Annotated in this window: 19 protein-coding genes and 1 pseudogene; 7 read left to right on the top strand and 13 right to left on the bottom strand. The window is 64.9% G+C overall.

Features of this window, described 5'->3' with window-relative positions:
• Positions 1–131 precede the first annotated feature (131 nt).
• Positions 132–2750 (bottom strand): NB-ARC domain-containing protein, encoded by a 2619-nt coding sequence (locus B1A74_RS14120; protein ID WP_143592226.1) that lies wholly within the window; start codon positions 2748–2750, stop codon positions 132–134.
• An 83-nt stretch (positions 2751–2833) separates the two neighbouring features.
• Positions 2834–3430 carry a hypothetical protein gene (locus tag B1A74_RS14115; RefSeq protein WP_143592225.1) on the bottom strand — a complete coding sequence of 199 codons (597 nt, stop codon included), beginning with the start codon at positions 3428–3430 and terminating at the stop codon, positions 2834–2836.
• 263 nt (positions 3431–3693) lie between these two features.
• Between B1A74_RS14115 and B1A74_RS04320 the strand changes: the two genes are divergently transcribed.
• The gene (locus B1A74_RS04320; RefSeq protein ID WP_077243863.1) at positions 3694–4980 is read left to right on the top strand and encodes an integron integrase; all 1287 of its coding nucleotides are present in this window, start codon (positions 3694–3696) and stop codon (positions 4978–4980) included.
• A 96-nt stretch (positions 4981–5076) separates the two neighbouring features.
• Here the strand turns inward: B1A74_RS04320 and B1A74_RS04315 are convergent, their stop codons facing one another.
• Entirely contained in the window at positions 5077–6315 is a 1239-nt protein-coding gene (locus B1A74_RS04315) for a ribonucleotide-diphosphate reductase subunit beta (protein ID WP_077243862.1), read from the bottom strand.
• Positions 6316–6371: 56 nt separating this feature from the next.
• A complete protein-coding gene (locus B1A74_RS04310) occupies positions 6372–9272 on the bottom strand; it encodes a ribonucleoside-diphosphate reductase subunit alpha (protein ID WP_077243861.1) in 2901 nt (966 codons plus the stop codon).
• Positions 9273–9679: 407 nt separating this feature from the next.
• Between B1A74_RS04310 and trxB the strand changes: the two are divergent.
• The 6 genes and pseudogenes from trxB to B1A74_RS04280 form a co-directional block, all read left to right on the top strand.
• Positions 9680–10690: pseudogene (trxB, locus tag B1A74_RS04305) on the top strand (thioredoxin-disulfide reductase); the annotation flags it as partial.
• Between the two features lie 13 nt (positions 10691–10703).
• Positions 10704–11990 (top strand): GNAT family N-acetyltransferase, encoded by a 1287-nt coding sequence (locus tag B1A74_RS04300; protein WP_077243859.1) that lies wholly within the window; start codon positions 10704–10706, stop codon positions 11988–11990.
• A 231-nt stretch (positions 11991–12221) separates the two neighbouring features.
• Positions 12222–13001, top strand: a complete 780-nt coding sequence (gene aat / locus B1A74_RS04295; protein ID WP_077243858.1) for a leucyl/phenylalanyl-tRNA--protein transferase — start codon at positions 12222–12224, stop codon at positions 12999–13001.
• 117 nt (positions 13002–13118) lie between these two features.
• Positions 13119–13748 carry a transglycosylase SLT domain-containing protein gene (locus B1A74_RS04290; protein ID WP_208855979.1) on the top strand — a complete coding sequence of 210 codons (630 nt, stop codon included), beginning with the start codon at positions 13119–13121 and terminating at the stop codon, positions 13746–13748.
• Between the two features lie 76 nt (positions 13749–13824).
• The gene (gene gloA / locus B1A74_RS04285; RefSeq protein ID WP_077243857.1) at positions 13825–14325 is read left to right on the top strand and encodes a lactoylglutathione lyase; all 501 of its coding nucleotides are present in this window, start codon (positions 13825–13827) and stop codon (positions 14323–14325) included.
• 101 nt (positions 14326–14426) lie between these two features.
• Positions 14427–17636 carry an error-prone DNA polymerase gene (locus tag B1A74_RS04280; RefSeq protein ID WP_077243856.1) on the top strand — a complete coding sequence of 1070 codons (3210 nt, stop codon included), beginning with the start codon at positions 14427–14429 and terminating at the stop codon, positions 17634–17636.
• 7 nt (positions 17637–17643) lie between these two features.
• Here the strand turns inward: B1A74_RS04280 and acpS are convergent, their stop codons facing one another.
• Genes acpS through B1A74_RS04235 form a run of 9 tightly spaced genes read right to left on the bottom strand, consistent with a single transcriptional unit; the run spans position 17644 to position 24404 of the window.
• A complete protein-coding gene (acpS, locus tag B1A74_RS04275) occupies positions 17644–18021 on the bottom strand; it encodes a holo-ACP synthase (protein ID WP_018947034.1) in 378 nt (125 codons plus the stop codon).
• 19 nt (positions 18022–18040) lie between these two features.
• Positions 18041–18817 carry a pyridoxine 5'-phosphate synthase gene (gene pdxJ, locus B1A74_RS04270; RefSeq protein ID WP_018947033.1) on the bottom strand — a complete coding sequence of 259 codons (777 nt, stop codon included), beginning with the start codon at positions 18815–18817 and terminating at the stop codon, positions 18041–18043.
• A 16-nt stretch (positions 18818–18833) separates the two neighbouring features.
• Positions 18834–19493, bottom strand: a complete 660-nt coding sequence (recO, locus tag B1A74_RS04265) for a DNA repair protein RecO (protein ID WP_018947032.1) — start codon at positions 19491–19493, stop codon at positions 18834–18836.
• Positions 19494–19509: 16 nt separating this feature from the next.
• Positions 19510–20430 (bottom strand): GTPase Era, encoded by a 921-nt coding sequence (gene era, locus B1A74_RS04260; RefSeq protein ID WP_077243855.1) that lies wholly within the window; start codon positions 20428–20430, stop codon positions 19510–19512.
• Positions 20427–21107, bottom strand: coding sequence for a ribonuclease III (gene rnc / locus B1A74_RS04255; RefSeq protein ID WP_018947030.1), 681 nt, complete (start codon positions 21105–21107; stop codon positions 20427–20429). The genes era and rnc overlap by 4 nt, the downstream gene beginning before the upstream one ends.
• Positions 21108–21148: 41 nt before the next feature.
• Positions 21149–21505 (bottom strand): DUF4845 domain-containing protein, encoded by a 357-nt coding sequence (locus B1A74_RS04250; RefSeq protein ID WP_018947029.1) that lies wholly within the window; start codon positions 21503–21505, stop codon positions 21149–21151.
• 42 nt (positions 21506–21547) lie between these two features.
• Complete coding sequence (gene lepB, locus B1A74_RS04245) at positions 21548–22318, bottom strand: signal peptidase I (RefSeq protein WP_018947028.1); 771 nt, start codon at positions 22316–22318, stop codon at positions 21548–21550.
• A 47-nt stretch (positions 22319–22365) separates the two neighbouring features.
• Positions 22366–24168 carry a translation elongation factor 4 gene (gene lepA / locus B1A74_RS04240; protein ID WP_018947027.1) on the bottom strand — a complete coding sequence of 601 codons (1803 nt, stop codon included), beginning with the start codon at positions 24166–24168 and terminating at the stop codon, positions 22366–22368.
• Positions 24165–24404: a glutaredoxin family protein gene (locus tag B1A74_RS04235; RefSeq protein ID WP_026288980.1), complete on the bottom strand. Its 240-nt coding sequence runs from the start codon at positions 24402–24404 to the stop codon at positions 24165–24167. The genes lepA and B1A74_RS04235 overlap by 4 nt, the downstream gene beginning before the upstream one ends.
• Positions 24405–24426: the final 22 nt, after the last annotated feature.

The following is a 24426-nucleotide window of genomic DNA, read 5'->3' as shown; positions in this document are numbered from 1 at the left end:
ATCTACGTTGACAGATAGCGCCAACGACAAAGCTCACCGGCTACAATGGAGCGCAGCGCAATTGACGTCCGGTGGAGCGCCTTGTTGGGCGGCATTTTGCAGATGTAGGATTCAAAGACATCCTCCACGAATCATGCATCCAGCCGCTCTACTAGCTTTTGACAGTGCTCGTTGTATGGTTCATTTTTGATTCCCGTATGTGCAATGTCACGCGCTCGATCTTCATTTCCAATATTCAGATAGAGCCAAGCCAAGCGTGAGCAGTCGGTCGCATCTAGGTGGTTTAAGTTCTTTGCCATCTCTTCTGCAACGCGCTCTATCAATTGCCGGACCTCATCTGACCATGATTCCTCCACCCCACGTGTTTTTAACTCGCGCAACCGATTGTTGATTCGATTCGCCACGATACCGATTGTCTCAGATTTGGTGCCAGGAAGAAGCGCAATCTCACCTAACGCATGGATTTCGCCGACTGCGTCATTGCTTTCATGACAAAGATCTGCGAGCCAGAACCAGGGCCCCTCCCGGTCACTTGGATCAGCGCTCTCTAAGTAACGCCTAATATACCCTTTAGTTCTATCATGAGCTTGCTCATCACCCTTCAGTTCGGACAACAGCCGTGCGATTCTTAAATAGGCTTCTGGAATACGGGAGCCAAGGAACTCGAGGACCGGAATAAAAGCATCTAGGGCTTCAGGATTGTCAGCGGCCCTCTGCGCAGCAACACCGACTAATCGGTCGATTCTTGGCATGACACCGTGCCGAGATGATTCCTTATCTCCAGCGCCAAACTCCATTAACAATTTTCGGTCTTGCTCTACGGCGACCTTAAAAGGACTCACTTCCAACTTCCGCCGACCAAAACTAGCGGCGGCGAGAGGAATGCCGACAAATATTTCATCTTCAGTTGAGGAAAGAACTTCTTCCGTTAGAGAAAACCGCCGCAATTCATCCAAGGCATCTTGCACATCAAACCGCTCATTTCCCGGTCGTAGCGCAACTGCCTCTACCGCAATCGCAGGGACAAATACACGCCAGCTAGATAAGAGCAAAAACACTCTTTGCGCAGCAGGGCTTAGCGCTTCATAAGTTCTCTCAAACAAGGCCACTAGAAGCTGATTGGCACCAGCAACTATTCTATCCGGCTTCACTGCTCGGCCCTCTATCGCAACCTGACCTAATAGCATCTTCATTACATACGGATGGGCATCCGATTCGTTGATGAGTTGATTGATGTAATCGGCCGAAAGAAGATGGGATACTCCCAACCGCTTTGCCTCTTGGTCAATTAGACTTGCAGCCTCAGAGTCTGTCATCCCGCCAACTTCGATTGGAAAATCGCCGTGAAAATCCCGAAATCGCGTGGTAATAAGTACTTTGTTTGGCGGGCGGATGTGCGTATCTATCCAGTTGAAAATATCGGCCGGACTCTCCACTGTTTCGAAGTTGTCAAACACAAGGAGTGTTGTACCGGCAGCGCCTTCAGCAAGGCAGTTTTCGAAAAATCTCTGCGATTCAAATGTTTTCTCATTCCTCTCTGAAGGCTCCAATAGCTCGACGGCCGAATTAGCAATAGCATTTCTGTTCACAACTCTTGGACTTACCGGCTTCGGCCCCGAATCAAGCAAGTCAACATCCCGAGAACTCATCCAGAGAATCACCTCATATGGGCAATCAGATTGATTTACAAGATCCTTAATAACCGCTAACGCTAGCGACGTTTTCCCAATACCTCCTGGCCCTGTCAAAGTAACTATAGGGTGACGATCACGCTTCAGGAGTTCTTCCTTTAGCAAAGTCTGAATTTTTTCTCTCGGGACATAGCCACCAGGGGCCTGAGGCATGTTCGTAAAGGTGCTACCCAATTGATCTAGGGAACCTTTACCCTCCGTGTGGCTTGGAGGAAGCCTTCCCGGAGGTGTCGACCATGATGACCCATCCTCTCTGTTAATTTCATTTGTGATGTATGACAGTGTCTCAAATTCTTTCGCCTTGTAATTCCCATTGGGAAGAAATATGTCTGACAAACCTGTATTCGTGAAAACAAGCGGAACCTTAACAAGCCTATCTACACTGACATAAACCCCATCCGGGAGCGATTCGTCTCGCGTTTTCTTCAGGAATTCAAAATCGCTGCAATCGCCAAGCAATGGGGAGACTCGGTATTTCTTTGATAGGTTTTGATGAATATGGGCCCAGTCATGCTGAAACAATTTATGGTTTTCCCAAACCAGCCCTATGGCGTCTGAAAGAAGCAGACACACTCTATTACACTGGCCTGTCGTTGGAGCGCCATGCCCACGGGTTCGATTTCTAATGGCTGCGCCAAAATCGAAAAATTGTCTTAGGGCAACGCGATTGCCTATACGGCTTTCAAGCCCAAAGTGGGCTGCAGCACTCGACACCAGTGACACAACCTCATATCTCCAGTCGTTTTCCTTTACTCTTTCAGTAAGGTCTCGAGCGATATGAGTAGCAGAGGGAATAAAAAATTGAGCTGCAGGGCCAGTCAAAGTCGAATTCAATACCTGAACCCAATCCCCAATCGAATCGCACCTAACTAACTGATATTCAATTGAGTATCTGTTCCGGTCCACATCTTCGCTTAAGGATGCAACAACACCCAATACGGTCAATTTCGTGAGATATTCTAGCTCCAGCAAAAGGGCGTAAAAGTATGCTATATCACCCTCATCTTTATCGGAAGAAACCCGACCGCGTATCTTTTCTAATAGAGGTCCTGAGTTCACGCTCTTCTCCTTATCGATGAGTTTATGCCGCCCAACGCTAGCCATCAGCCGCGCGAGGTACGAGCGTCGGCTGGATGGCCTTGTTAGAAGAATATTTCTTTGAGCGCCCAATATATATTGCTCAAAGCAACCCATGAAAAAAGAAGAAATCCTAAAAGGTAAGCCAGGGAAACAAGAAAACGCTTAACAATGCATTTGTCGTTGTAATTCTCATGCAGGGCCCAGAATAGATCCTTTGACCTCTCCGGCTCTGACTTCTCATTTTGTTTGATGCCAGCTAATTCCCGAAGGCGTTTATTCTGGTTCTCCGAACCCTTCATGGCTTCGTCTTTATGTGCCTCCAGATGATCCATCCGGCCGCCCAATCGCGTGAAGTACCCAAAATCTGAATAAAGCTTGATGAATTTCGGGGAAAACACTATGAATAGAATATTTCCAATTACGAACATAAGAGCCGAAAGGAAGAATATTTGCCAAGAGAACGGCAATGTAAGGGCTATGCTGTGTGTTGTCCCACCCGTTTCGAAGCTTAAATATTCATTTAACCCGGCCGTAGCCTTTGCGGCCACGGGAACTATTATCAGCCATATATACGTTGAGCTCACAAGCCGATTGGTGCGAAGGGTTCTCAAGAAGCTCCAGAGCGGAATGTATTCTTTCATATTAGCTTTGATGCCCACACTCGACCTCTTCTAACAGTAGATTAGACAGAATCTGTCATATTGGTGATATGCAGAATCTGTATAGCACCTGATTCTCGCAGCGCCGTCCCTTGCTCTGGCCGCCGCTGTTCCTGCAGCATACCCATGACCGAATCATGGATAAACAAGGAGGTCGGCTGATGGCGACAGGAAGTCGTGCCGAAAGGGAACGCCGTTTCTGGGAGCGATACCGGAATGTGGCGATTTTTCAAGGGGTTAAGCCAAAGGCGGTACGCTGGTACGTGGTCCGGGCGGAACGGTTTATCGCGGCGTATCCCGGTCGTCGCCTGGCGGAACTCGGGGCGGAGGACATCGCTCAGTATCTGACCAGCGAAGGGAAGAACTCGTCGATTCAGGACTGGCAGTTCCGGCAGACCGTCGATGCTATACGGATTCTGTATAGCATCGTGAAGCCAGAATGGACGGCACCGCCGGACTGGGAGTTCTGGCGGGATTCGGCGCGCACGCTGGAGGCGCAACATGCCACGACGGCACGGGAGTTTGCGCCGGTTTCGCCGGAAGATTACGCACAACGGGTTGGCGAGACGCGCTTTACTCCGCTCATCCGCAAGCACCTTGATCTCTTTGCACGGCTGGCCTCGGCCATTCGCACACGGGGTATGGCGTTCCGCACGGAGAAGGCCTATCTCGGCTGGGTCTGTCGCTTTCTTTGGCATTTCGAGGAGCGGTCCCCGGATGAGCTTGGCGGTGCGGAAGTGGCTGCGTTTCTGGAACATTTGGTAGTGGAACGGAATGTCGCGGCCAGCACCCAGAACCAGGCGCTCAATGCGCTGGTGTTCCTTTACGAGAAGGTGCTGGAGAAACCCCTGGGTGATCTGGGAGCGTTCAGGCGGTCTCGTCGGCCAAAACGGTTGCCGGTGGTTCTTTCGCGCGACGAGGTCAACCGTCTGCTGGTGGAGCTCGATGGCATGCACTGGCTCATCGCCTCCCTGCTCTACGGTTCGGGGATGCGGCTGATGGAGGCCCTTCGTCTGCGCGTCCAGGATGTGGAGTTCGATCAGGGGCTGATCGTGGTGCGGCGAGGCAAGGGCGACAAGGATCGTATCGTCCCGTTGCCGCAATCGCTGGTCGACCCGATTTCGAGGCATCTTGAGGAGGCCCGGGCGCTGCATCAACGAGACCTGGATGCCGGTTTCGGGGAGGCCCAGCTTCCGGACGCCCTGGCCCGCAAGTACCCCGCGGCAGCGCGGGAGTGGCGCTGGCAGTTCGTGTTTCCGAGCGGGCGGCTTTCCGTGGACCCGCGAAGCGGTGCAACGCGTCGGCATCACCTGCACGAGACGGCCGTGCAAAAGGCGGTGACGTCTGCGGCCCGACGGGCGGGTATCGCAAAGAAGGCGAGCTGCCACACCTTGCGCCACAGTTTTGCCACACACCTGCTTGAGGGCGGTTACGACATCCGCACGGTGCAGGAATTGCTGGGCCACAGCGATGTGTCCACGACCCAGATTTACACGCACGTGCTGAACCGGGGCGGACTGGCGGTACGCAGCCCGCTGGACCTGGCGTAAAGCTCCACAAAAAAGGGCGCCGACTTGCGGCGCCCTCTTCTGTTGCTGCATGGCCATTTCCCTGGCTCCGCGTCTTTGGGTCTCGGCCTCGCCGGGTCAGTCCCAGCTCAGCGCGCCCCCGGTCTGGTATTCCGTTACCCGGGTCTCGAAGAAGTTCTTCTCCTTCTTCAGGTCGAGCACTTCGCTCATCCAGGGGAACGGGTTTTCGGCGCCGGGGTACAGCTCGGCCAGGCCGATCTGGGCGCAGCGGCGGTTGGCGATGAAGTGCAGGTATTCCTCGAACATGGGGGCGTTCATGCCGAGCACGCCGCGGGGCATGGTGTCGCGGGCGTACTGGGCTTCCAGTTCCACCGCCTCGGCGATCATGTCGCGCATCTCGTTCTTGAAGTCTTCGGTCCACAGGTGCGGGTTTTCGACCTTGATCTGGTTGATCACGTCGATGCCGAAGTTCATGTGCATGGATTCGTCGCGCAGGATGTACTGGAACTGCTCGGCGACGCCGGTCATCTTGTTGCGCCGGCCCATGGAGAGGATCTGCACGAAGCCCACGTAGAAGAAGATGCCCTCGAAGATCACGTAGAAGGCGATCAGTTCGCGCAGCAGCTTCTGGTCCGCGTCGGGCGTGCCGGTGCGGAAGTTCGGATCGGCCAGGTGCTTGGTGAACGGCAGGGCCCACTCCGCCTTGGTGGCCACCGAGGGGACCTCGCGGTACATGTTGAAGATCTCGCCTTCATCCAGGCCCAGGCTTTCCACGCAGTACTGGTAGGCGTGGGTGTGCAGGGCCTCCTCGAAGGCCTGGCGCAGCAGGTACTGGCGGCACTCGGGGTTGGTGATGTGGCGGTACACCGCCAGCACCAGGTTGTTGGCCACCAGCGAGTCGGCGGTGGAGAAGAAGCCGAGGTTGCGCTTGACGATGGTGCGCTCGTCCTCAGTTAATCCATTCGGGTCCTTCCACAGGGCGATGTCCGCATTCATGTTGACTTCCTGCGGCATCCAGTGGTTGGCGCAGCCGTCCAGGTACTTCTGCCACGCCCACTGGTACTTGAAGGGCACCAGCTGGTTGAGGTCGGCGTTGCAGTTGATGATCTTCTTGTCGTCCACGCGGATGCGCTCGGCGCCGCGCTCGATGTCCTCGAGGCCGGTGCCGGTCAGGGCTTCTTCGTCGTAGTCGGGCGCGGGGCCGCCGGCGTTCTCCGGTTCGGGCGAGACGCTGGGGGCGGCGCCGGCGGTGGTCATCAGGTCTTCGTTTTCCTGGAAGCCCATGCCCGGACGGACCTTGGGTTCCTGCTGGTTTTCGCCTTTGATCGCGGCGATCGGATCGTCCCAGGACAGCATGTGCGTTCTCCTTGTCGATTCGGTGTTACGTGTTCGGTTGAGGTCGGAGGCCTGCCTTACTGGCAGGCCTCGCAGTCGGGGTCGAGTACGGAGCAGGCGGCCGCGGAGTCGGAGCCCGCGGTGCTGTCGCCGGGGCCGCCGCTCACGGCGTTGAGCTTGTTGGCCCGGCTGCTGTCGGCCACGGTGCTCTTTTCCACGTGGGTCGCCCCCATGGAGCGCAGGTAGTAGGTGGTCTTGAGACCGCGCACCCAGGCCAGCTTGTACAGGGCGTCCAGCTTGGGCCCGGAGGGCTCGGCCATGTACAGGTTCAGGCTCTGCGCCTGGTCAATCCACTTCTGCCGGCGCGAGGCGGCCTCGACCAGCCAGCGGGTGTCCAACTCGAAGGCGGTGGCGTACAGCGCCTTGAGGTCCTCGGGCACGCGGTCCAGGGGCTGCAGCGAGCCGTCGTAGTACTTGAGGTCGTTGACCATCACCTCGTCCCACAGGCCGCGGTCCTTCAGGTCGTGGACCAGGTAGGGGTTGATGACGGTGAACTCGCCCGACAGGTTCGATTTGACGAACAGGTTCTGGTAGGTCGGCTCGATCGACTGGCTGACCCCGCAGATGTTGGAGATAGTCGCGGTGGGCGCGATGGCCATGGTGTTGGAGTTGCGCATGCCCGTGGTCTTCACGCGCTCACGCAGGCTCTCCCAGTCCATGCGCCGGGTGCGGTCCATCTGCAGGTAGTCACCGCGCGACTCGGCCAGCTTGTCGATCGAGTCGATCGGCAGGATGCCCTGGCTCCACAGGCTGCCGGGGAAGCTCTCGTAGCGGCCGCGTTCTTCGGCCAGATCGGTGGAGGCCTTGATGGCGTGCCAGGAGATGGCCTCCATGGACACGTCGGCGAACTCCACGGCCTCCTCGGAGGCGTACGGCAGGCGCAGCTTGTACAGGGCATCCTGGAAGCCCATGATCCCGAGCCCGACCGGGCGATGGCGCAGGTTGGCGCGCCGCGCCTGGGGCACGGAGTAGTAGTTGTAGTCGATCACGTTGTCGAGCATGCGCATGGCCGTGTTCACGGTCTGCTCGAGCTTGGTCTCGTCCAGCTCGCCGCTGTCAGTCACGTGCGCGGCCAGGTTGATCGAGCCCAGGTTGCACACCGCGATCTCGTCATCCGAGGTGTTCAGGGTGATCTCGGTGCACAGGTTGGAGCTGTGGACCACGCCGGCGTGCTGCTGCGGGCTGCGCAGGTTGCACGGGTCCTTGAAGGTCATCCACGGATGGCCGGTCTCGAACAGCATGCCGAGCATCTTGCGCCACAGGTCGACCGCGTTGAGGGTCTTGTACACCTTGATCTCGCCGCGCGCGGCCTTCTCTTCGTACTCGCAGTAGCGCTTCTCGAATTCCTCGCCGACCAGATCATGCAGGTCGGGGGTCTCGTTGGGCGAGAACAGGGTCCACTGGCCGTCCTCGGCCACGCGCTTCATGAACAGGTCGGGGATCCAGTTGGCGCTGTTCATGTCGTGGGTGCGGCGGCGGTCGTCGCCGGTGTTCTTGCGCAGCTCGATGAACTCCTCGATATCCATGTGCCAGGTCTCGAGGTAGGCGCACACCGCGCCCTTGCGCTTGCCGCCCTGGTTCACCGCAACGGCGGTGTCGTTGGCCACCTTGAGGAACGGGACCACGCCCTGCGACTTGCCGTTGGTGCCCTTGATGTGGGCGCCCATGCCGCGCACGCGGGTCCAGTCGTTGCCCAGCCCGCCGGCAAACTTGGACAGCAGGGCGTTGTCCTTGATCGCGCCGTAGATGCCGTCGAGGTCGTCCGGCACGCTGGTCAGATAGCAGCTGGAGAGCTGCGGACGCAGGGTGCCGGAGTTGAACAGGGTCGGCGTGGAGCTCATGAAGTCGAACGAGCTCAGCAGGTTGTAGAACTCGATCGCGCGCGCCTCGCGGTCGATCTCGTTGATCGCCAGACCCATGGCCACGCGCATGAAGAACGCCTGCGGCAGTTCGAAGCGCGTGCCGTCGCTATGGATGAAGTAGCGGTCATACAGGGTCTGCAGGCCGAGATAGGTGAACTGCAGGTCGCGCTCGGGCTTGAGCGCGGCGCCCAGCTTGTCGAGGTCGTAGCGGGTCAGCTCGTCGTCCACCAGCTCGAGCTCGGCGGCGCGGCGGATGTAGGCGCCGAAGTATTCCGGATAGCGCTGGGCGAGTTCGGCGTGGGTAGCCTCCTCGCGGCGCCCGGAGACGAAGCTCAGGGCCTCGCGCCGCAGGTTGTCCATCAGCAGCCGGGCGGTGACCTCGGAGTAGTTCGGCTCCTGTTCGATCATCACGCGCGCGGCCATCACCAGCGCGGTGCCCACGTCCTTCTCGGCCACGCCGTCGAACAGGTTGCGGCGCGCTTCCTTGAGGATGCGCTCGCCTTCCACGTGCTCGATGCCCTCGCAGGCCTCGTCGACCACGGCCTTCAGGCGCTGCTCGTCCAGCGGGGCGCGGGTGCCGTCGGCACGGGTCACGTGCAGGGTGGGCTCCTCGGCGGCTTCCGCGGGGCCGTGTTCGGCGGCCTCGGCGGCGCGCTTCTGCGCCTGCTGTTCGCGATACAGCACGTAGGCCCGCGCGACCTTGTGGTGGCCGCCGCGCATCATCACCAGTTCCACCTGGTCCTGGATGTCCTCGATGTGGACGGTGGTGCCCTGAGTGCCGGCGCGGCGGAACAGGTTGTCGCAGACCTGGGCGCTGAGATCCTTGACGATGTCGTGGATGCGCCGGCTGGCCGCGGCGTTGCCGCCCTCCACCGCGAGGAAGGCCTTGGTGATGGCGACCTCGATCTTGGCCGGGTCGAAGCTGGTGACCTTGCCGTTACGGCGGATCACCTGGTGCTGACCGGGGGTGGTGGCCATCATTTCCGCCGAGGGCTCGGACTGCGGCGGATAGGTCGTGTCCTGTGCGGATTCGGCAGTCTGGGTGTCGCTGTACATGGGGGCAGGCCTCGCGCTCTACGGTCGTTCCGGGAAATTCGGGTGTCATCGGTGGCGATGACGCTGGATACTATAGATCGGGGATGCGGCTCTTGCCAGCCACAACATATAGTACTCTATCCAGGAACAACGGCTGAACAACCTGTGGACAAGACAGGGGATTTCGCGTCCTGTCGCGGCTGTGGACACTCCCCGAGTTGTCCACCGCCCGCTCCATGTAGTGATGCCCCGACCCCGGTTCGGGTTGCGAAGGCGTTCATGAAATTCGCTTATCGCGAGGCCGCCCCGACTTCGGCGGTGAGGATGTTGGACAAGCCCGCCCCGCGCCCCAATAATCCCGCCCATACGAACGTTTCCCGACTTCAAGGAGAGAGTACATGAGCGACGAGAAGCAGCCCGCGGGCATCGCGGCCGCCACCGGTGCGGTACAGGTTTCCACCGGCACCGATGACTCGAAGAAGTCCGATGGCAGCGAACGCCATTGCCCGCTGCTGATCCTGGGCTCCGGCCCGGCCGGCTGGACCGCCGCAGTGTACGCCGCGCGCGCCAACCTCAACCCGGTCGTGGTGACCGGTCTGGAACAGGGCGGCCAGCTCATGACCACCACCGACGTGGACAACTGGCCGGGCGACCCCGACGGCGTGCAGGGCCCGGAGCTGATGGAGCGCATGAAGAAGCACGCCGAGCGTTTCGACACCACGGTGATCAACGATCACATCCATACCGTGGACGTGAACCAGCGCCCGTTCCGCCTGACCGGTGACCAGGCGACCTACACCGCGGATGCGCTGATCATCTCCACCGGCGCCTCGGCGCAGTACCTGGGCCTGGAGTCGGAGACGACCTTCGCCGGCAAGGGCGTGTCCGCCTGCGCGACCTGCGACGGCTTCTTCTACCGCAACCAGAAGGTGGCGGTGATCGGCGGCGGCAACACCGCCGTGGAAGAGGCGCTGTACCTGTCCAACATCGCCTCCGAAGTAACCCTGGTCCACCGGCGCGATTCGCTGCGCGCGGAGAAGATCCTGCAGGACAAGCTGTTCGAGAAGGAAAAGAACGGCAACGTGAACATCGAGTGGAACCACAACCTCGACGAGATCCTGGGCGACCAGACCGGTGTGACCGGCATGCGCATCAAGCATGCGCAGACCGGCGAGACGAAGGACGTCGAGCTGATGGGCGTGTTCATCGCCATCGGCCACAAGCCCAACACCGACATCTTCCAGGGCCAGCTGGACATGGAGAACGGCTACATCAAGGTGAAGGGCGGCCAGGACGGCGGCGCCACGGCCACCAGCGTGCCGGGCGTGTTCGCCGCGGGCGACGTGATGGACCACATCTACCGCCAGGCGGTGACCTCCGCCGGCACCGGCTGCATGGCCGCACTGGACGCCGAGAAGTATCTCGACGAGCAGCTGTGACGCGGACACGGCGGTGAGCGAGGAGCACTCGTCCGGCAATCCCGGGACCCCGGGCACGGAAGCCCGCGCGGCGACCGATGAAGACGTCCCGCCCGCCGGGGTGAACGAGCGCATCGAACTGCGCGACGGGCTGGGCGAACTCGACCCCGCCGCGTGGGATGCCCTCACCGGCGGGCGCGAGCCGTTTCTGCGCCATGCGTTCCTGGAGGGGCTGGAGCGCCACGAGTGTCTGGGGCGTCAGTTCGGCTGGTTCCCCCAGCACGTGCTGATCTTCCACGACGACGCGCTGGTGGCCGCCGCCCCCGCCTACGCCAAGACCAACAACTACGGCGAGTTCGTCTTCGACTTCGCCTGGGAAGGTGCCTGGCAGCGCCAGGGCCTGCAGTATTACCCCAAGCTGGTGGTCGCGGTGCCCTACACCCCGGCCACCGGTCACCGTCTGCTGGTGCACCCCGAAGCCCCCGACCCCGAGCGCCTGCGCCGCCAGCTGCTGCGCGCGCTGGTCTCGCGCGGGAGCGAACTGGAGGCCTCCGGGGTCCACGTGCTGTTCCCCGAGTCCGCCGACCGCGAGGCGCTGGCCCCGCTGGGGCTGCCCGAGCGCATGGGCTGCCAGTACCACTGGACCAACGCCGCGGACGGGGGCTATGCGGATTTCGAGGCGTTTCTCGCCGCGCTGTCGTCGAAAAAACGCAAGAACATCAAGCGCGAACGCCGGCGCGTGGCGGAGTCCGGCATCACCTTCCGTACCGTCACCGGGGCCACCGGCTCGCCGGAGGACTGGGCGCGCTTCCATCGCTTCTACGTCGACACCTTCGAGAAGCACATGGGCATCCCCACGCTCACCGAGGCATTCTTCGTGGAGACGGCCGCCGCGCTGGGCGACCAGGTGGTGCTGTTCGAGGCCCGCCGCCCGGAGAATGGCAATGCTGAGGATGGCGACGGCGAAACCATCGCCGCCGCGCTGTGCTACCGCAGCCACGACACCCTGTACGGGCGCTTCTGGGGCGCCACCGAGGAGCTGGACGCCCTGCATTTCGAGACCTGCTACTACCAGGGCATCGAGTTCTGCATCCGCGAAGGGCTCACGCGCTTCGAGCCCGGCGCCCAGGGCGAACACAAGATCCCGCGCGGCTTCCTGCCCACACCCACCTGGTCGATCCACGCAATCCTGACCCCGGGCTTCGAGGGGCCGGTGCGCGATTTCTGCGAACGTGAGGCGGACATGATGCGCAGCCACTGCGAACGCCTGCACGAGCATTCCCCGTTTCGCCACGGAGAATCCGGCCATGCCCCCGATTAACCCCGCGATCCATCCCGTATCCGCAGGAGGCCAGCCCCTGGCCGATCCGGCGCAGGAGACCGCCCCGACGCACAATCGGCCGGAGGGCCGGCCTCCCACCATCGTAGGAGGCCAGCCCTCTGGCCGATCCGATTCCGGCCGATCCGGCACCGCCCGACCAACCCCGGTAGGAGGCCAGCCCTCTGGCCGATCCGGCGCTGGCCGACCCGGCACCGACCCACCAGGCGCCGCATGAGCCCCCGCAGCCCCATCACCCTCCCCTGGCTGGATCCGGATCACCCGGAGGCGCCGTTCCCACCGGCAGAGACGGCACTGGACGAACCCAACGGCCTGCTCGCGGCCGGCGGCGATCTCTCGGTGCCGCGCCTGCTCAACGCCTACCGCTGCGGGATCTTCCCGTGGTTCGAGGCTGGCCAGCCGATCCTGTGGTGGAGCCCCGACCCACGCGCGGTGCTGGAACCGCGAGCCCTCCGCATCCGCCGCTCGCTGCGCAAGACCCTGCGCAACGCCGGCTACACGGTCACGTTCGACCGCGCCTTCGAGCGCGTGATCGCCGGCTGTGCCGGACCGCGCGCCCGCTCCGCCGGCACCTGGATCACCCAGAACATGCAGGAGGCCTATCTCGCGCTGCACCGGGTGGGCCACGCCCATTCGGTAGAGGTCTGGCAGGGGCCGCGGCTGATCGGCGGGCTCTACGGCGTGGCCGCCGGCCGGCTGTTCTGCGGCGAATCCATGTTCAGCCACGAGCGTGACGCCTCCAAGGTGGCCCTGGCCTGGCTGTGCCGCCACATGGTCGCCTGGGACTGGCCGCTGATCGACACCCAGATGGCCACCGAACACCTGGTGAACCTGGGCGCCGTGGAACTCCCGCGCGACACCTTCCTGCGCTACATCCGCCCGCTGGTCCACGACCCCGGCGCACCACCCCCGGGCCCGTGGACCCTCGACCCCGCACTGCACCCGCTCGACGCGAACTGGCTGGCCCGGCCCGCCACGCCCGCGCGGCCCTGACGACCTCCCGGACACCGCTCCCGCGCGCTTGCCCGGCCGATGTCACCCCGGTTCACCCTGCTTTATACTCCGGGTATTCCACGCAACCACCTCGGGGAGGTCCGGGTGAATTCGACGATGGCACTGCGTACCCTGGTCGTTCTGGTGCTGATCCTGGCCACCAGCGGCTGTGCGATGTTCTCGCCCTCGCCGCCGCAGGAGCAGAGCAACATCTGCGAGATCTTCCGCGAGGAGCCCCGGTGGTACGACTACGCCCGGGATTCCGAGCAGGAATGGGGCACGCCCATCGCCACGCAGATGGCGATCATCCAGCAGGAATCCTCGTTCCGCTCGCACGTACGCCCCGACCGCGAGCGCCTGCTGGGGATCATCCCCTGGCGGCGGCCGTCCTCGGCCTACGGCTACGCCCAGGCCCAGGACCCGGTGTGGGGCGAATACCGCGAGGATGCCGGCAGCCGCTTCGCCCGACGCACGCACATGAAGCATGCAACCGATTTCATCGGCTGGTACAACGACCGCACCCGCCGCATGACCGGGGTCTCCCTGCACAACCCGGAGCACCTGTATCTGGCCTACCACGAGGGCCAGGGCGGCTATAACCGGGGCAGCTACCGCGGCAAGCCGGGGGTGCAGCGGGCCGCGCGGCAGGTGCGCGACCGCGCCGGCCGGTACGCGAGCCAGCTGGAGAGCTGCGAATCCGAGTTCCGCTGTCGCCGCTTCTGGCAGGTCGGGCCGTTCTGCAGCTGACACGCGGCCCGGCCCGGGAACCGGTCGGACCCGGTACCAGTCTCCTGCACATCCCTACGTCCCAAAGGAACGCATGATGAGCGACAACCCGACCGCAGGCTTCCGCTTCAACCACACCATGCTGCGCGTGAAGGACCCGGACGCGTCGCTGGATTTCTACCGGCGCGTGTTCGGCATGGAGCTGGTGAAGACCCTGGACTTCCCGGAGTTCGAGTTCACGCTGTATTTCCTCGCCCGCCAGGACGAAGGTGAGCCGGCGCCGCCGCAGGACGAGGGCGAACGCACCCGCTGGATGTTCAGCCAGCGCGGCATCCTCGAGCTGACCTACAACTACGGCACCGAGAAGGATCCGGACTTTCACTACCACGACGGCAATTCCGAACCGCAGGGCTTCGGCCACATCTGCTTCTCGGTGCCCGACCTGGACGCCGCCGTGCGCTGGTTCGACCAGAATAACGTGGAGTTCGTGAAGCGCCCCGACGAGGGCGGGCTGAAGGACATCGCCTTCGTGAAGGACCTAGACGGCTACTGGATCGAGATCCTGGAGCCCGCGCGCCTCACCGGCCTGGGCCGCTGATCCCCTGCTACACCCCTGAAGCCCCCTGACAACCCCTTGCCGTCCCCCGGATTCCGGGGGGCGGCTTGCTTCGCCCGTGATACTGTACAAATATACAGTATATGGACGAACGCGCACCCGAAGGCGAAACCGCCCCGGCCTTTGCCGAACTCACGGCGCTGAGCAACTTCTCGTTCCTGCGCGGGGCCTCGCACCCGGAGGAGCTGGTAGAGCGCGCGGCGGCACTGGGCTATCGCGCACTGGCGCTGACCGACACCGCCTCGCTGGCGGGGGCGGTGCGCGCGCACGAGGCGGCGCAGCGGGTCGGGCTGCATCTGATCCCGGGCGCCCGCCTGCAGCTGGCGGACGGACCCGAGCTGACCGTGCTGGTGCGCGACCGCGCGGGCTACGCCGCCCTGTGCCGCCTGATCACCACCGCACGCGGGGCCGCGGACAAGGGCGAGCACCACCTGACGCGGGCGGATCTGGAGGCGGTCCCGCCGCAGGCCCGCGCCGGCTGGCATGTGCTGCTGCACCTGTGGCCGGAAACCGACGCCCCCGGCCTCTCCGACGCGGCGGCCTGGCTGCGGGCATGGGCCGCGCCGGGCCAGGGACATCTGGCGGTAGCGCTGCTGCGCACGCCCGGGGATCCGGCGCAGATCGCCCGGGCACGGCAGCTCGCGCAGGAACACGGCCTGCCGGTGACGGCCTGCGGCGACGTGCACATGCATGCCCGCGGCCGCCGCGCACTGCAGGATGTCCTGACCGCCCTGCATCACCGCTGCACGGTCGCGCAGGCCGCCGGCGAGCTGTTCCCCAACGGCGAACGCTGCCTGCGCCCGCGCGCCGATCTGGCCACGCTGTATCCCGCCGCCTGGCTGCGCCACGCGGTCGCCATCGCCGACGACTGCCGCTTTTCCCTGGACGAACTCGAATACCACTACCCCACCGACCCGCTGCCACCCGGGCGCACGGCCACCGAGTACCTGCGCGAGGAGAGCCTGCGCGGGGCACGCGAGCGCTGGCCCGACGGCATCCCGGAGGCGGTGCAGGCGCAGATCGAGCGTGAACTGGGGATCATCGCCGAGCTGGGCTACGAGCCGTATTTCCTGACGGTCCATGACATCGTCCGCTTCGCGCGCGAGCGCGGCATCCTGTGCCAGGGGCGCGGGTCGGCGGCCAATTCGGCGGTGTGCTACGTGCTGGGCATCACCGCAGTGGACCCGTCGCGCTCGAACATGCTGTTCGAGCGTTTCATCTCCGCCGAACGCGGCGAGCCGCCGGATATCGACGTCGATTTCGAGCACGAACGGCGCGAGGAAGTCATCCAGTACATCTACCGGCGCTACGGCCGCGACCGCGCGGCACTGGCCTGTACCGTGATCCGCTATCGCCGCCGCAGCGCTCTGCGCGACGTGGGCCGGGCGCTGGGGATCTCGCGCGCGCGGCTGGATGCCCTGACCGCCAACCTCGCCGGCTGGGACGAGGGCATCCCGCCCGAACGCCTGCGCGAGGTCGGCCTGGAACCCGACGGCGGCCTGGCCCGCCAGTGGCAGGCCCTGACCGCCGAGCTGGTCGGCTTCCCGCGCCATCTGTCGCAGCACACCGGGGGCTTCGTTATCGCCGCCGGGCGGCTCGACGAGCTGGTGCCGATCGAGAACGCGGCGATGCCCGAACGCAGCGTGATCCAGTGGGACAAGGACGACCTCGACGCCGCCGGCCTGCTGAAGATCGACGTGCTGTCGCTGGGCATGCTCTCCTGCGTGCGCCGCGCGCTGGAGCTGATGCACCGGCACCGCGGCCGCGACTGGGGCCTGGCCGACATCCCGGCCGAGGACCCGGCGGTCTACGCGATGCTGCAGAAGGCCGACAGCCTGGGGGTGTTCCAGATCGAGTCGCGCGCGCAGATGAGCATGCTGCCGCGGCTGAAGCCGAAGAACTTCTACGACCTGGTGATCGAGATCGCCATCGTGCGTCCCGGCCCCATCCAGGGCGAGATGGTGCATCCCTACCTCAAGCGCCGGGCGCGCCCCGAACGGGTGCGCTTCCCCAATGCGGAGATCGAGCGGGTGCTGGGGCGCACCCTGGGCGTGCCCATCTTCCAGGAACAGGTGATCGAACTGGCGATGGTGGCGGCCGGGTTCTCCGCCGGCGAGGCCGACGGGCTGCGCCGCTCCATCGGCGCCTGGCGCCGCCGCGGGGATCTCGGCCGCTGGCGCGAGCGGCTGCTGGAGGGGATGCGCGAGCGCGGCTATTCGGCGGAGTTCGCCGAGCGGCTGTATCGCCAGATCTGCGGCTTCGGCGAATACGGCTTCCCCGAGTCACATTCCGCCAGCTTCGCCCTGATCACCTGGGTCTCGGCCTGGCTCAAGTGCTTCGAGCCGGCGATCTTCACCTGTGCACTGCTCAACAGCCAGCCGATGGGCTTCTACGGCCCGGCGCAGATCGTGGCCGATGCCCGCCGCCACGGCGTGGAGGTACGGCCGGTGGACGTGAACCACAGCCTGCCCGAATGCAGCCTGGAGCCCGCCAGCGATGCACCGGACGCGCCGGATGCGCCGCTGGCCCTGCGTCTGGGCTTCAACCGCGTTCAGGGCCTGCGTCGGGAGGTCGCCGAACGCATCCAGGCGGCCCGCGCCGAGGGCCCGTTCAGCGACGTGCCCGAGCTCGTCGCGCGCGCCGGCCTGAGCCGGACCGAGGCCGGCCGCCTGGCGCGCGCCGGGGCCCTGGCGGCGCTGGCCGGCAACCGCCACCAGGCGCGCTGGGCCGCCGATGCGGTGGAGGCGCCGCTGCCGCTGTTCGAGGGCCTGCCGCAACACGCCGAGCCCGCCGACGCCCCGCACGAGCCACGCGAGCCGCACGAGCCGGCGCCGGCCGGGGACGACGCCCGCACGCCCCTGCTGCCGGTGCCCGACGCGGTGGACGACCTGGTCCAGGACTACGCCACCACCGGCCTCACGCTGGGGCCGCACCCGCTGGCCCTGCTGCGCCCGCAGCTCGAACGCCGGCGCCTGCCGGATTCCGCGACGCTTTCCGCGCGGCGGCGCCCCGGCCCGGCCCGCTACGCGGGTCTGGTGATCACCCGCCAGCGCCCGGGCTCGGCCAACGGCACGGTATTCCTGACCCTGGAGGACGAACACGGCACGCTGAACGTGATCGTCTGGCCCGACCGCGTGGAACGCTTCCGTGCCGAGGTCCTGCACGGCCAGCTGCTGGAGATCGACGGCGAATGGCAGTGGGCCGACGGCGTCGGCCACCTGGTCGCCCGCCGCCTCATCGACCGCAGCACCTGGCTCGGCGACCTGGTGACCCACTCCCGCGACTTCGGCTAGCGCAGGCTCAGGCGCGTTCGATGATGACGAAGGCCTGGGCGTAGTCGCGTTCGTCGGAGATGCTGAGGTGGACGGGGCCGGCGCCGAGGCGTTCGGCGGTGGCGCGGGCGCGGCCTTCCAGCACGAATTCCGGGCGGCCGCGGGCATCGTGGGTGACGCCGGCGTCGACCAGGGCCATGCCGGCGCCGACGCCGCAGCCCAGCGCCTTGGACAGGGCCTCCTTGGCGGCGAAGCGCCGCGCGAGGAAACCCGCCGGGTCCTGTGCGGGGAGATCGGCGCGTTCCACCGGATGCAGGATACGTTCGGCGAAACGTTCGCCGTGGCGCGTCCACAGCGCCTGCATGCGCGCCACCTGCACCAGGTCGGTGCCGATCCCGAGGATCACGCCGAGGCCCTCGCCCGGGTCACACCGGGTACTGGCCGACCGGCGCGCCCTCGCGCGCGGCGTCCATCAGCCCGCGCATGTGGCTGACCGCCTCGGGCAGCCCGGTAAACAGCGCGCGGGCAACGATCGAGTGGCCGATGTTGAGCTCGTTGAACACCGGGTTGGCGGCGATCGCGCGCACGTTGTCGTAGTCCAGGCCGTGGCCGGCGTTGATCACCAGCCCCATCTGCCGCCCGGCCTCGGCGGCCTCGTTGATCTGCGCCAGCAGCCGTTCGCGCTCGGCGGGTTCGGTGGCGTTGGCATATGCCCCGGTGTGCAGTTCCACCACCGGGGCGCCGATGGCCACGGCGGCCTCCAGCTGACGCACGTCGGGCTCGACGAACAGCGACACCGCGATGCCCGCCTCGCGCAGGGGAGTAACAAAGGCGGTCAGGCGCTCGCGCTGGCCAATAGCATCCAGTCCGCCCTCGGTGGTCAGTTCCTCGCGGCGCTCGGGGACGATGCAGCAGTATTCCGGCCGCAGTTCCAGCGCGATCGTCTGCATCCCGTCGGTGGCGGCCATCTCCAGGTTCATGGGCACGGTCAGGCGCGGCTTGATGCCGAACACGTCGTCGTCCTGGATGTGCCGGCGATCCTCGCGCAGGTGCAGGGTGATGGAGTCGGCCCCGCTGGCCTCGGCCAGGCGCACCGCCTGCATCAGGTCCGGGTACGGCGTGTGCCGCGCCTGGCGGATGGTCGCGATGTGGTCGAGGTTGACCCCCAGCTTGAGCGCGGGAACGGATGCGGCGTCGGTCATGATATCGGTTTCCTGTTCAGAGCAGACCGCGGGTTTGCAGCGGCCGGCCGTCGAGATGGGCGTCGATCAGCGCGCGCATGAAGTCGCGGCTGGCCCGGGCGAGATTATCCGGGACGTCCCGGCCGCTGGCCAGTGCCTGCAGTGCGGCGCCGGGCACGGCGCCGGCGGTGCGGGCAGGCACGTCGTGCAGGCCGTGTTCCGGCTCGTAGCGATACCACGCCTCCGGCTCCAGCTCTTCCGGGTCGATGAACGCGAGACCGGAATCCAGCCCCCCCAGCAGCTGCCACTCGGCCCGGCGCAGGATGCGATCCGCCGGACGGTCCTGCGCGAGATCGGTGTAGGCCCCGGTCAGGGTCTGCAGGGTGTCCTCCAGCGGGGCGTCGCGCGGGAACAGCCGCAGCACCAGTTCGTTCAGATACAGGCCGCAGACCAGCCGGCGCCCGGTCAGCGGGTACACCCGGCGTTCCTCGGCCACGCTCAGCGAAGGCAGTTCGCCGCGCCCGCGCCAGGCCAGATCCAGCAGCACGAACGGGCGCACGCTGCCGGCGCGCCCGCGCGCCACCGCGGCGACGCGCCCCGCCCGCTCGGTGACCAGTTCCACCACGCGGCTGTTCTCGCGCAGCGGACGCGCATGCAGGACCACGCCCGGGGTGACCTCGCTGGCGGCGCTGCTCATGTACGGATTCCGGTGGCTACCGCGGTTCCTCGATCCCGAGCTCGCGCAGCGCCCGCGGGCTGCGCGACCAGTCCGCCTCGACCCGCACGGTGAGGTTGAGCATCACCTTGCGCTCCAGCAGCGATTCGAGCTGGTGGCGCGAGGCCTGGCCGATCTGCTTGAGCCGGCGCCCGCTCTTGCCGATGACGATGCCCTTCTGGCTGTCGCGCTCGACCAGGATCACCGCGTCGATATGCGCGGTGCGCGGGGCGTCTTCCCAGTTCTCGACGCGCACGGCGACCGAGTAGGGCACCTCCTCGCCCAGCTGTTCCAGCATGGCCTCGCGGATCATCTCCTCGGCGCGAAAACGCTCCGGGCGGTCGGAGAGCTGGTCCGGGTCGTACAGGAACGGGCCCTCGGGCAGGTGGTTGCGGATCTCCTCGATCAGCCCCGGCACGTTGGTTCCGCGGCGCGCGCCGATGGGTACCACGCCGGCATACGGAAAGGCGGCCATGCGCTCCTCGATGAACGGCAGCAGATCTTCCTTGTTCTTCTGCCGGTCGACCTTGTTGATCACCAGCAGTGCCGGGCGCCCGGAGCTGCGTATCGCCGCCTCGATGCGCTCGTCGCCCTCGCCGAAACGCCCCGCTTCGGTCAGGAAACAGATCAGGTCGGCATCCGCCAGCGCCTGGCTGGCCGTGCGGTTGAGCACCTGGTTCACCAGTTTGGTCCGTTCCTGGTCGATCCCCGGGGTGTCCATCAGCACGATCTGGTCGTCACCCTCGGTGACGATGCCGAGGATGCGGTTGCGCGTGGTGTGCGGCCGGCGAGTGGTGGCCGCCAGCTTTTCGCCCACCAGGCGGTTCATCAGGGTGGTCTTGCCCACGTTGGGGCGGCCGATCAGCGCGACCAGCCCGCAACGCGTGCCGTCGCGTGCCTCGTTCTCGGGTGTATTCATTGTTCCTGGGTCTGCTGGAGCCGGTGGAGGGCCGCTTCGGCCGCGGCCTGTTCGGCCCGGCGACGGCTGGAGCCGCGTCCGTGCTGTCCCCAGCCCTGGGTGGGCAGATGCACGGCCACGGTGAAATGGCGCTGATGGTCGGGTCCGGAGACCTCCAGAACCTCGTAGACCGGGAGTTCCGCGTTGCGGCCCTGCAGTTTCTCCTGCAGCCGGGTCTTCGGGTCCTTCAGGGTCTCGGCGGCGGGGAGGTTTTCCAGACGCTCGGCGTAGAGCGCGAGCGTAAAGTCGCGCGCGGCGTCGAAGCCCGCCTCGCGATAGGTGAGCCCGATCAGGGCCTCGACCGCATCGGCAAGGATGGAGTCGCGCCGCTGGCCGCCGCTCTTGCGCTCGCCCTGGCCCAGATTGAGCGTCCCTTCCAGGCCGGTCTCGCGCGCCAGGGCCGCCAGCGATTCGCGATTCACCAGCGCGGCCCGCAGCCGGGTCAGGTCCCCCTCGGGCGAGTCCGGCAGGCGCTCGTACAGGGCATCGGCGACCACCAGGCCGAGCACCGCGTCACCGAGAAATTCCAGGCGCTCGTTATTGCGCCCGCCGGCACTGCGATGGGTCAGCGCCTGGCGCATGCCTTCGCCATCCCGCACCGCCTCGGGCAGCAGGGTTCGAAAATCCCGTTCAGCCATGCACGTCTGGATCCTTCCGTTCCCGTCCCGGTCGCATGTCGTCAGTCCGCCAGGGTCGCGGAATAGGAGAACTGCGCGACGATGTCGATGTTGCCCAGAAAGCCGCGCCGGATCTCGTAGTCGATCATCATCGCCGGGCCTTCGTCGCCCTCGCCAACCGAGAAGTGCTCCTCCTCGATCTCCTCCGGCACCGTGTTCAGCTGAAAGCGCCGGTTCATCTCGCTCCACAGCTCGTCTTCGCTCTTGTCGGCCGCCCCCGGCTGCTCCGCCACGTCCTGCATGATCGAGCGCACCGTCATGTACTGGGTGTACTGCGTGCCCATCTGGATGATGAAGGTCAGCACGATCAGGGCCAGGAAGATCATGGCCATGATGGTGGTTGCCCCGGCGCCCTTCATTCTGGTCTTCGATTGCATGGTTACCCCCGTCCCTGTCATGTATCAGCGTATGGTCTGTCCGATTCGGGAAAAGTCCCTATGGTTACCATTGTAATCCCAGTGCAGCCAGATGAAGAGCGCGCGCCCCACCAGCAGCTCCTCGGACACGAAGCCCCACGACCGGCTGTCGTTGGAGTTGTCGCGATTGTCCCCGACCATGAAGTAGTGCCCCTCCGGCACGACCACGCGCCCTTCCGCGGTCGGGCGATCCTCGCGCATCAGGGTGTTGTACGTCCGGTCGCCCATGTTTTCTTCGAACAGCGTGGCACCGGACATCACCGCACCGGAGCCCTCGCCGTCGAAGGTACCGACCTCTTCGGCCGGCTGCGGCTCGCCGTTGACGTACAGCACGCGGTCGCGAAACTCGATCTCGTCGCCGGGCAGGCCCACGACGCGCTTGATGTAGTCCTCGGCCGGGTTGCGCGGATACTTGAACACCGCGACCTCGCCGCGTTCCGGGGCCCCGGTGTCGAGGATCTTCGTGCGCGTCACCGGCAGGCGTACGGCATAGGAAAACTTGTTCACCATGATGAAATCGCCCACCAGCAGGGTCGGCATCATGGAGCCCGAGGGGATGCGGAACGGTTCGGCAACGAACGAGCGCAGGACCAGCACGATCAGCAGGATCGGGAAGAACGAGCGCGAGTAGTCCACGTACCACGGCATCTTCGCCCGACGTTCGGGGCTCAGCCGTCGGCGCAGCACCGCCCATGCCAGCCAGATCAGGCCGGTTACCGCGGTCGCCACGACCAGGATCAGTTCCAGATTCGCCATGTTGTTTCCCCGCCCCCGCTACCGGCCCGACGGCCCGGTGGTTCCCGTCATTTCTCGTCCACCGAGAGTACCGCGAGAAAGGCCTCCTGCGGAACGTCCACCTTGCCGATGGACTTCATCCGCTTCTTGCCTTCCTTCTGTTTCTCCAGCAGCTTGCGTTTGCGGCTCACGTCCCCGCCGTAGCACTTGGCGAGCACGTTCTTGCGCATCGCCTTGACCGTCGAGCGCGCGATGATCTTGGAGCCGATCGCCGCCTGGATGGCCACCTCGTACATCTGCCGCGGAATGATCTTCGCCATGCGCTCGGTGATCTCGCGTCCACGCGACTCGGATTGATCCCGGTGCACGATGGCCGACAGCGCATCCACCCGGTCGCCGTTGATCAGGATATCGACCCGCACCAGCGGGGCCGCCTGGAAACGCAGCGGGTGGTAGTCGAACGAGGCATAGCCTCGGGTTGCGGACTTGAGCCGGTCGAAGAAGTCCAGCATGACCTCGGCCATCGGCAGTTCGTAGGACAGCTGCACCTGACGCCCGTGATAGGCCATGCGGGTCTGCACCCCGCGCTTTTCCACGCACAGGGTCATGACCGCGCCGACGTACTCCTGCGGCACGAGGATATTCGCCTCGATGACCGGCTCGCGGATCTCGGCGACCTCGTTGTTCGGCGGCAGCTCCGAGGGATTGTGCACGGACACCACGCTGCCGTCGTTCTTTTCCACCTCGTAGACCACGGTGGGGGCGGTATTGATCAGGTCCAGGCCGTATTCGCGCTCCAGGCGTTCCTGCACGATCTCCATGTGCAGCATGCCGAGGAAGCCGCAGCGAAAGCCGAAGCCCAGGGCCGCCGAGGTCTCCGGCTCGAATGACAGCGCGGCATCGTTCAGGCGCAGCTTGTCGAGCGCGTCGCGCAGGTCGTTGAAGTCGTCCGCGGAGACCGGGAACAGGCCGGCGAACACCCGCGGCTGGATCTCCTGGAACCCGGGGATCGGCTCGTCCGCCGGGTTGTTGAAGTCGGTGATCGTGTCACCGACCTTGGCCCCGGAGATGTCCTTGATGGTGGCAATCATGTAGCCCACCTCGCCGACGTCCAGATACTCGCGATCCACCGGCTTGGGCGTGAATACCCCCACGCGATTGACCTCGTGCGGGCGCTCCACCGCCATCGCCTTGATCTTCTGGCCGGCATGCAGGCGCCCGGCCTTGACCCGCACCAGGGCCACCACGCCCAGGTAGTTGTCGTACCACGAGTCGATGATCAGCGCCTTCAGCGGGGCCTCCGAATCGCCCTGCGGCGGGGGGATGCGCCGCACCAGCTCCTCCAGCAGCTCGCTGATGCCCTCGCCGGTCTTGGCCGACACCCGCAGGGCGTCGGTGGCCTCGATCCCGATCACGTCCTCGATCTCGTCGGCCACGCGGTCGGGTTCGGCCGCGGGCAGGTCGATCTTGTTGAGGACCGGCACGACCTCCAGCCCCTGGTCGATGGCCGTGTAGCAGTTGGCCACGCTCTGCGCCTCCACGCCCTGGGAGGCATCCACCACCAGCAGCGCGCCCTCGCAGGCGTACAGCGAGCGCGAGACCTCGTAGGAGAAATCCACGTGGCCCGGGGTGTCGATGAAGTTCAGCTGGTAGCGCTGGCCGTCGTTGGCGTCGTAGTACAGCGACACGCTCTGCGCCTTGATGGTAATCCCGCGCTCGCGCTCGAGATCCATGGAGTCCAGCACCTGCTCCGACATCTCGCGCTCGGTCAGCCCGCGACAGCCCTGGATCAGGCGGTCCGCCAGGGTCGACTTGCCGTGGTCGATGTGGGCGATGATGGAAAAATTGCGGGTCAGACGGGTATCACTCATGCGGGCCCCAGCAGGTCCAGCAGTGCCTCTCGATCAAGAAAGTGGCAGCAGAGAATGTCGCCGTCGACCGCGAGCACCGGCACCTTGGTGTTGTAGCGCTCCCGCAGGTCCGGGTCCTCGTCGATGTCGACGACGTCGAGCGTGAAAGTATAACGGCTTTGCAAAGCAAAAAGCTCCGCGAGCATGTGCTCGCAGAGCCCGCAACCTTCTCGATGGTACACCGTCAGTTGCTTCATGTGCGATGGGCCGGCCCCGGGA

Source organism: Thioalkalivibrio halophilus, assembly GCF_001995255.1.
GTDB lineage: Bacteria > Pseudomonadota > Gammaproteobacteria > Ectothiorhodospirales > Ectothiorhodospiraceae > Thioalkalivibrio > Thioalkalivibrio halophilus.
The sequence above is the reverse complement of the archived record's forward strand: the minus strand, read 5'-3'. Positions and strand labels throughout refer to the sequence as shown.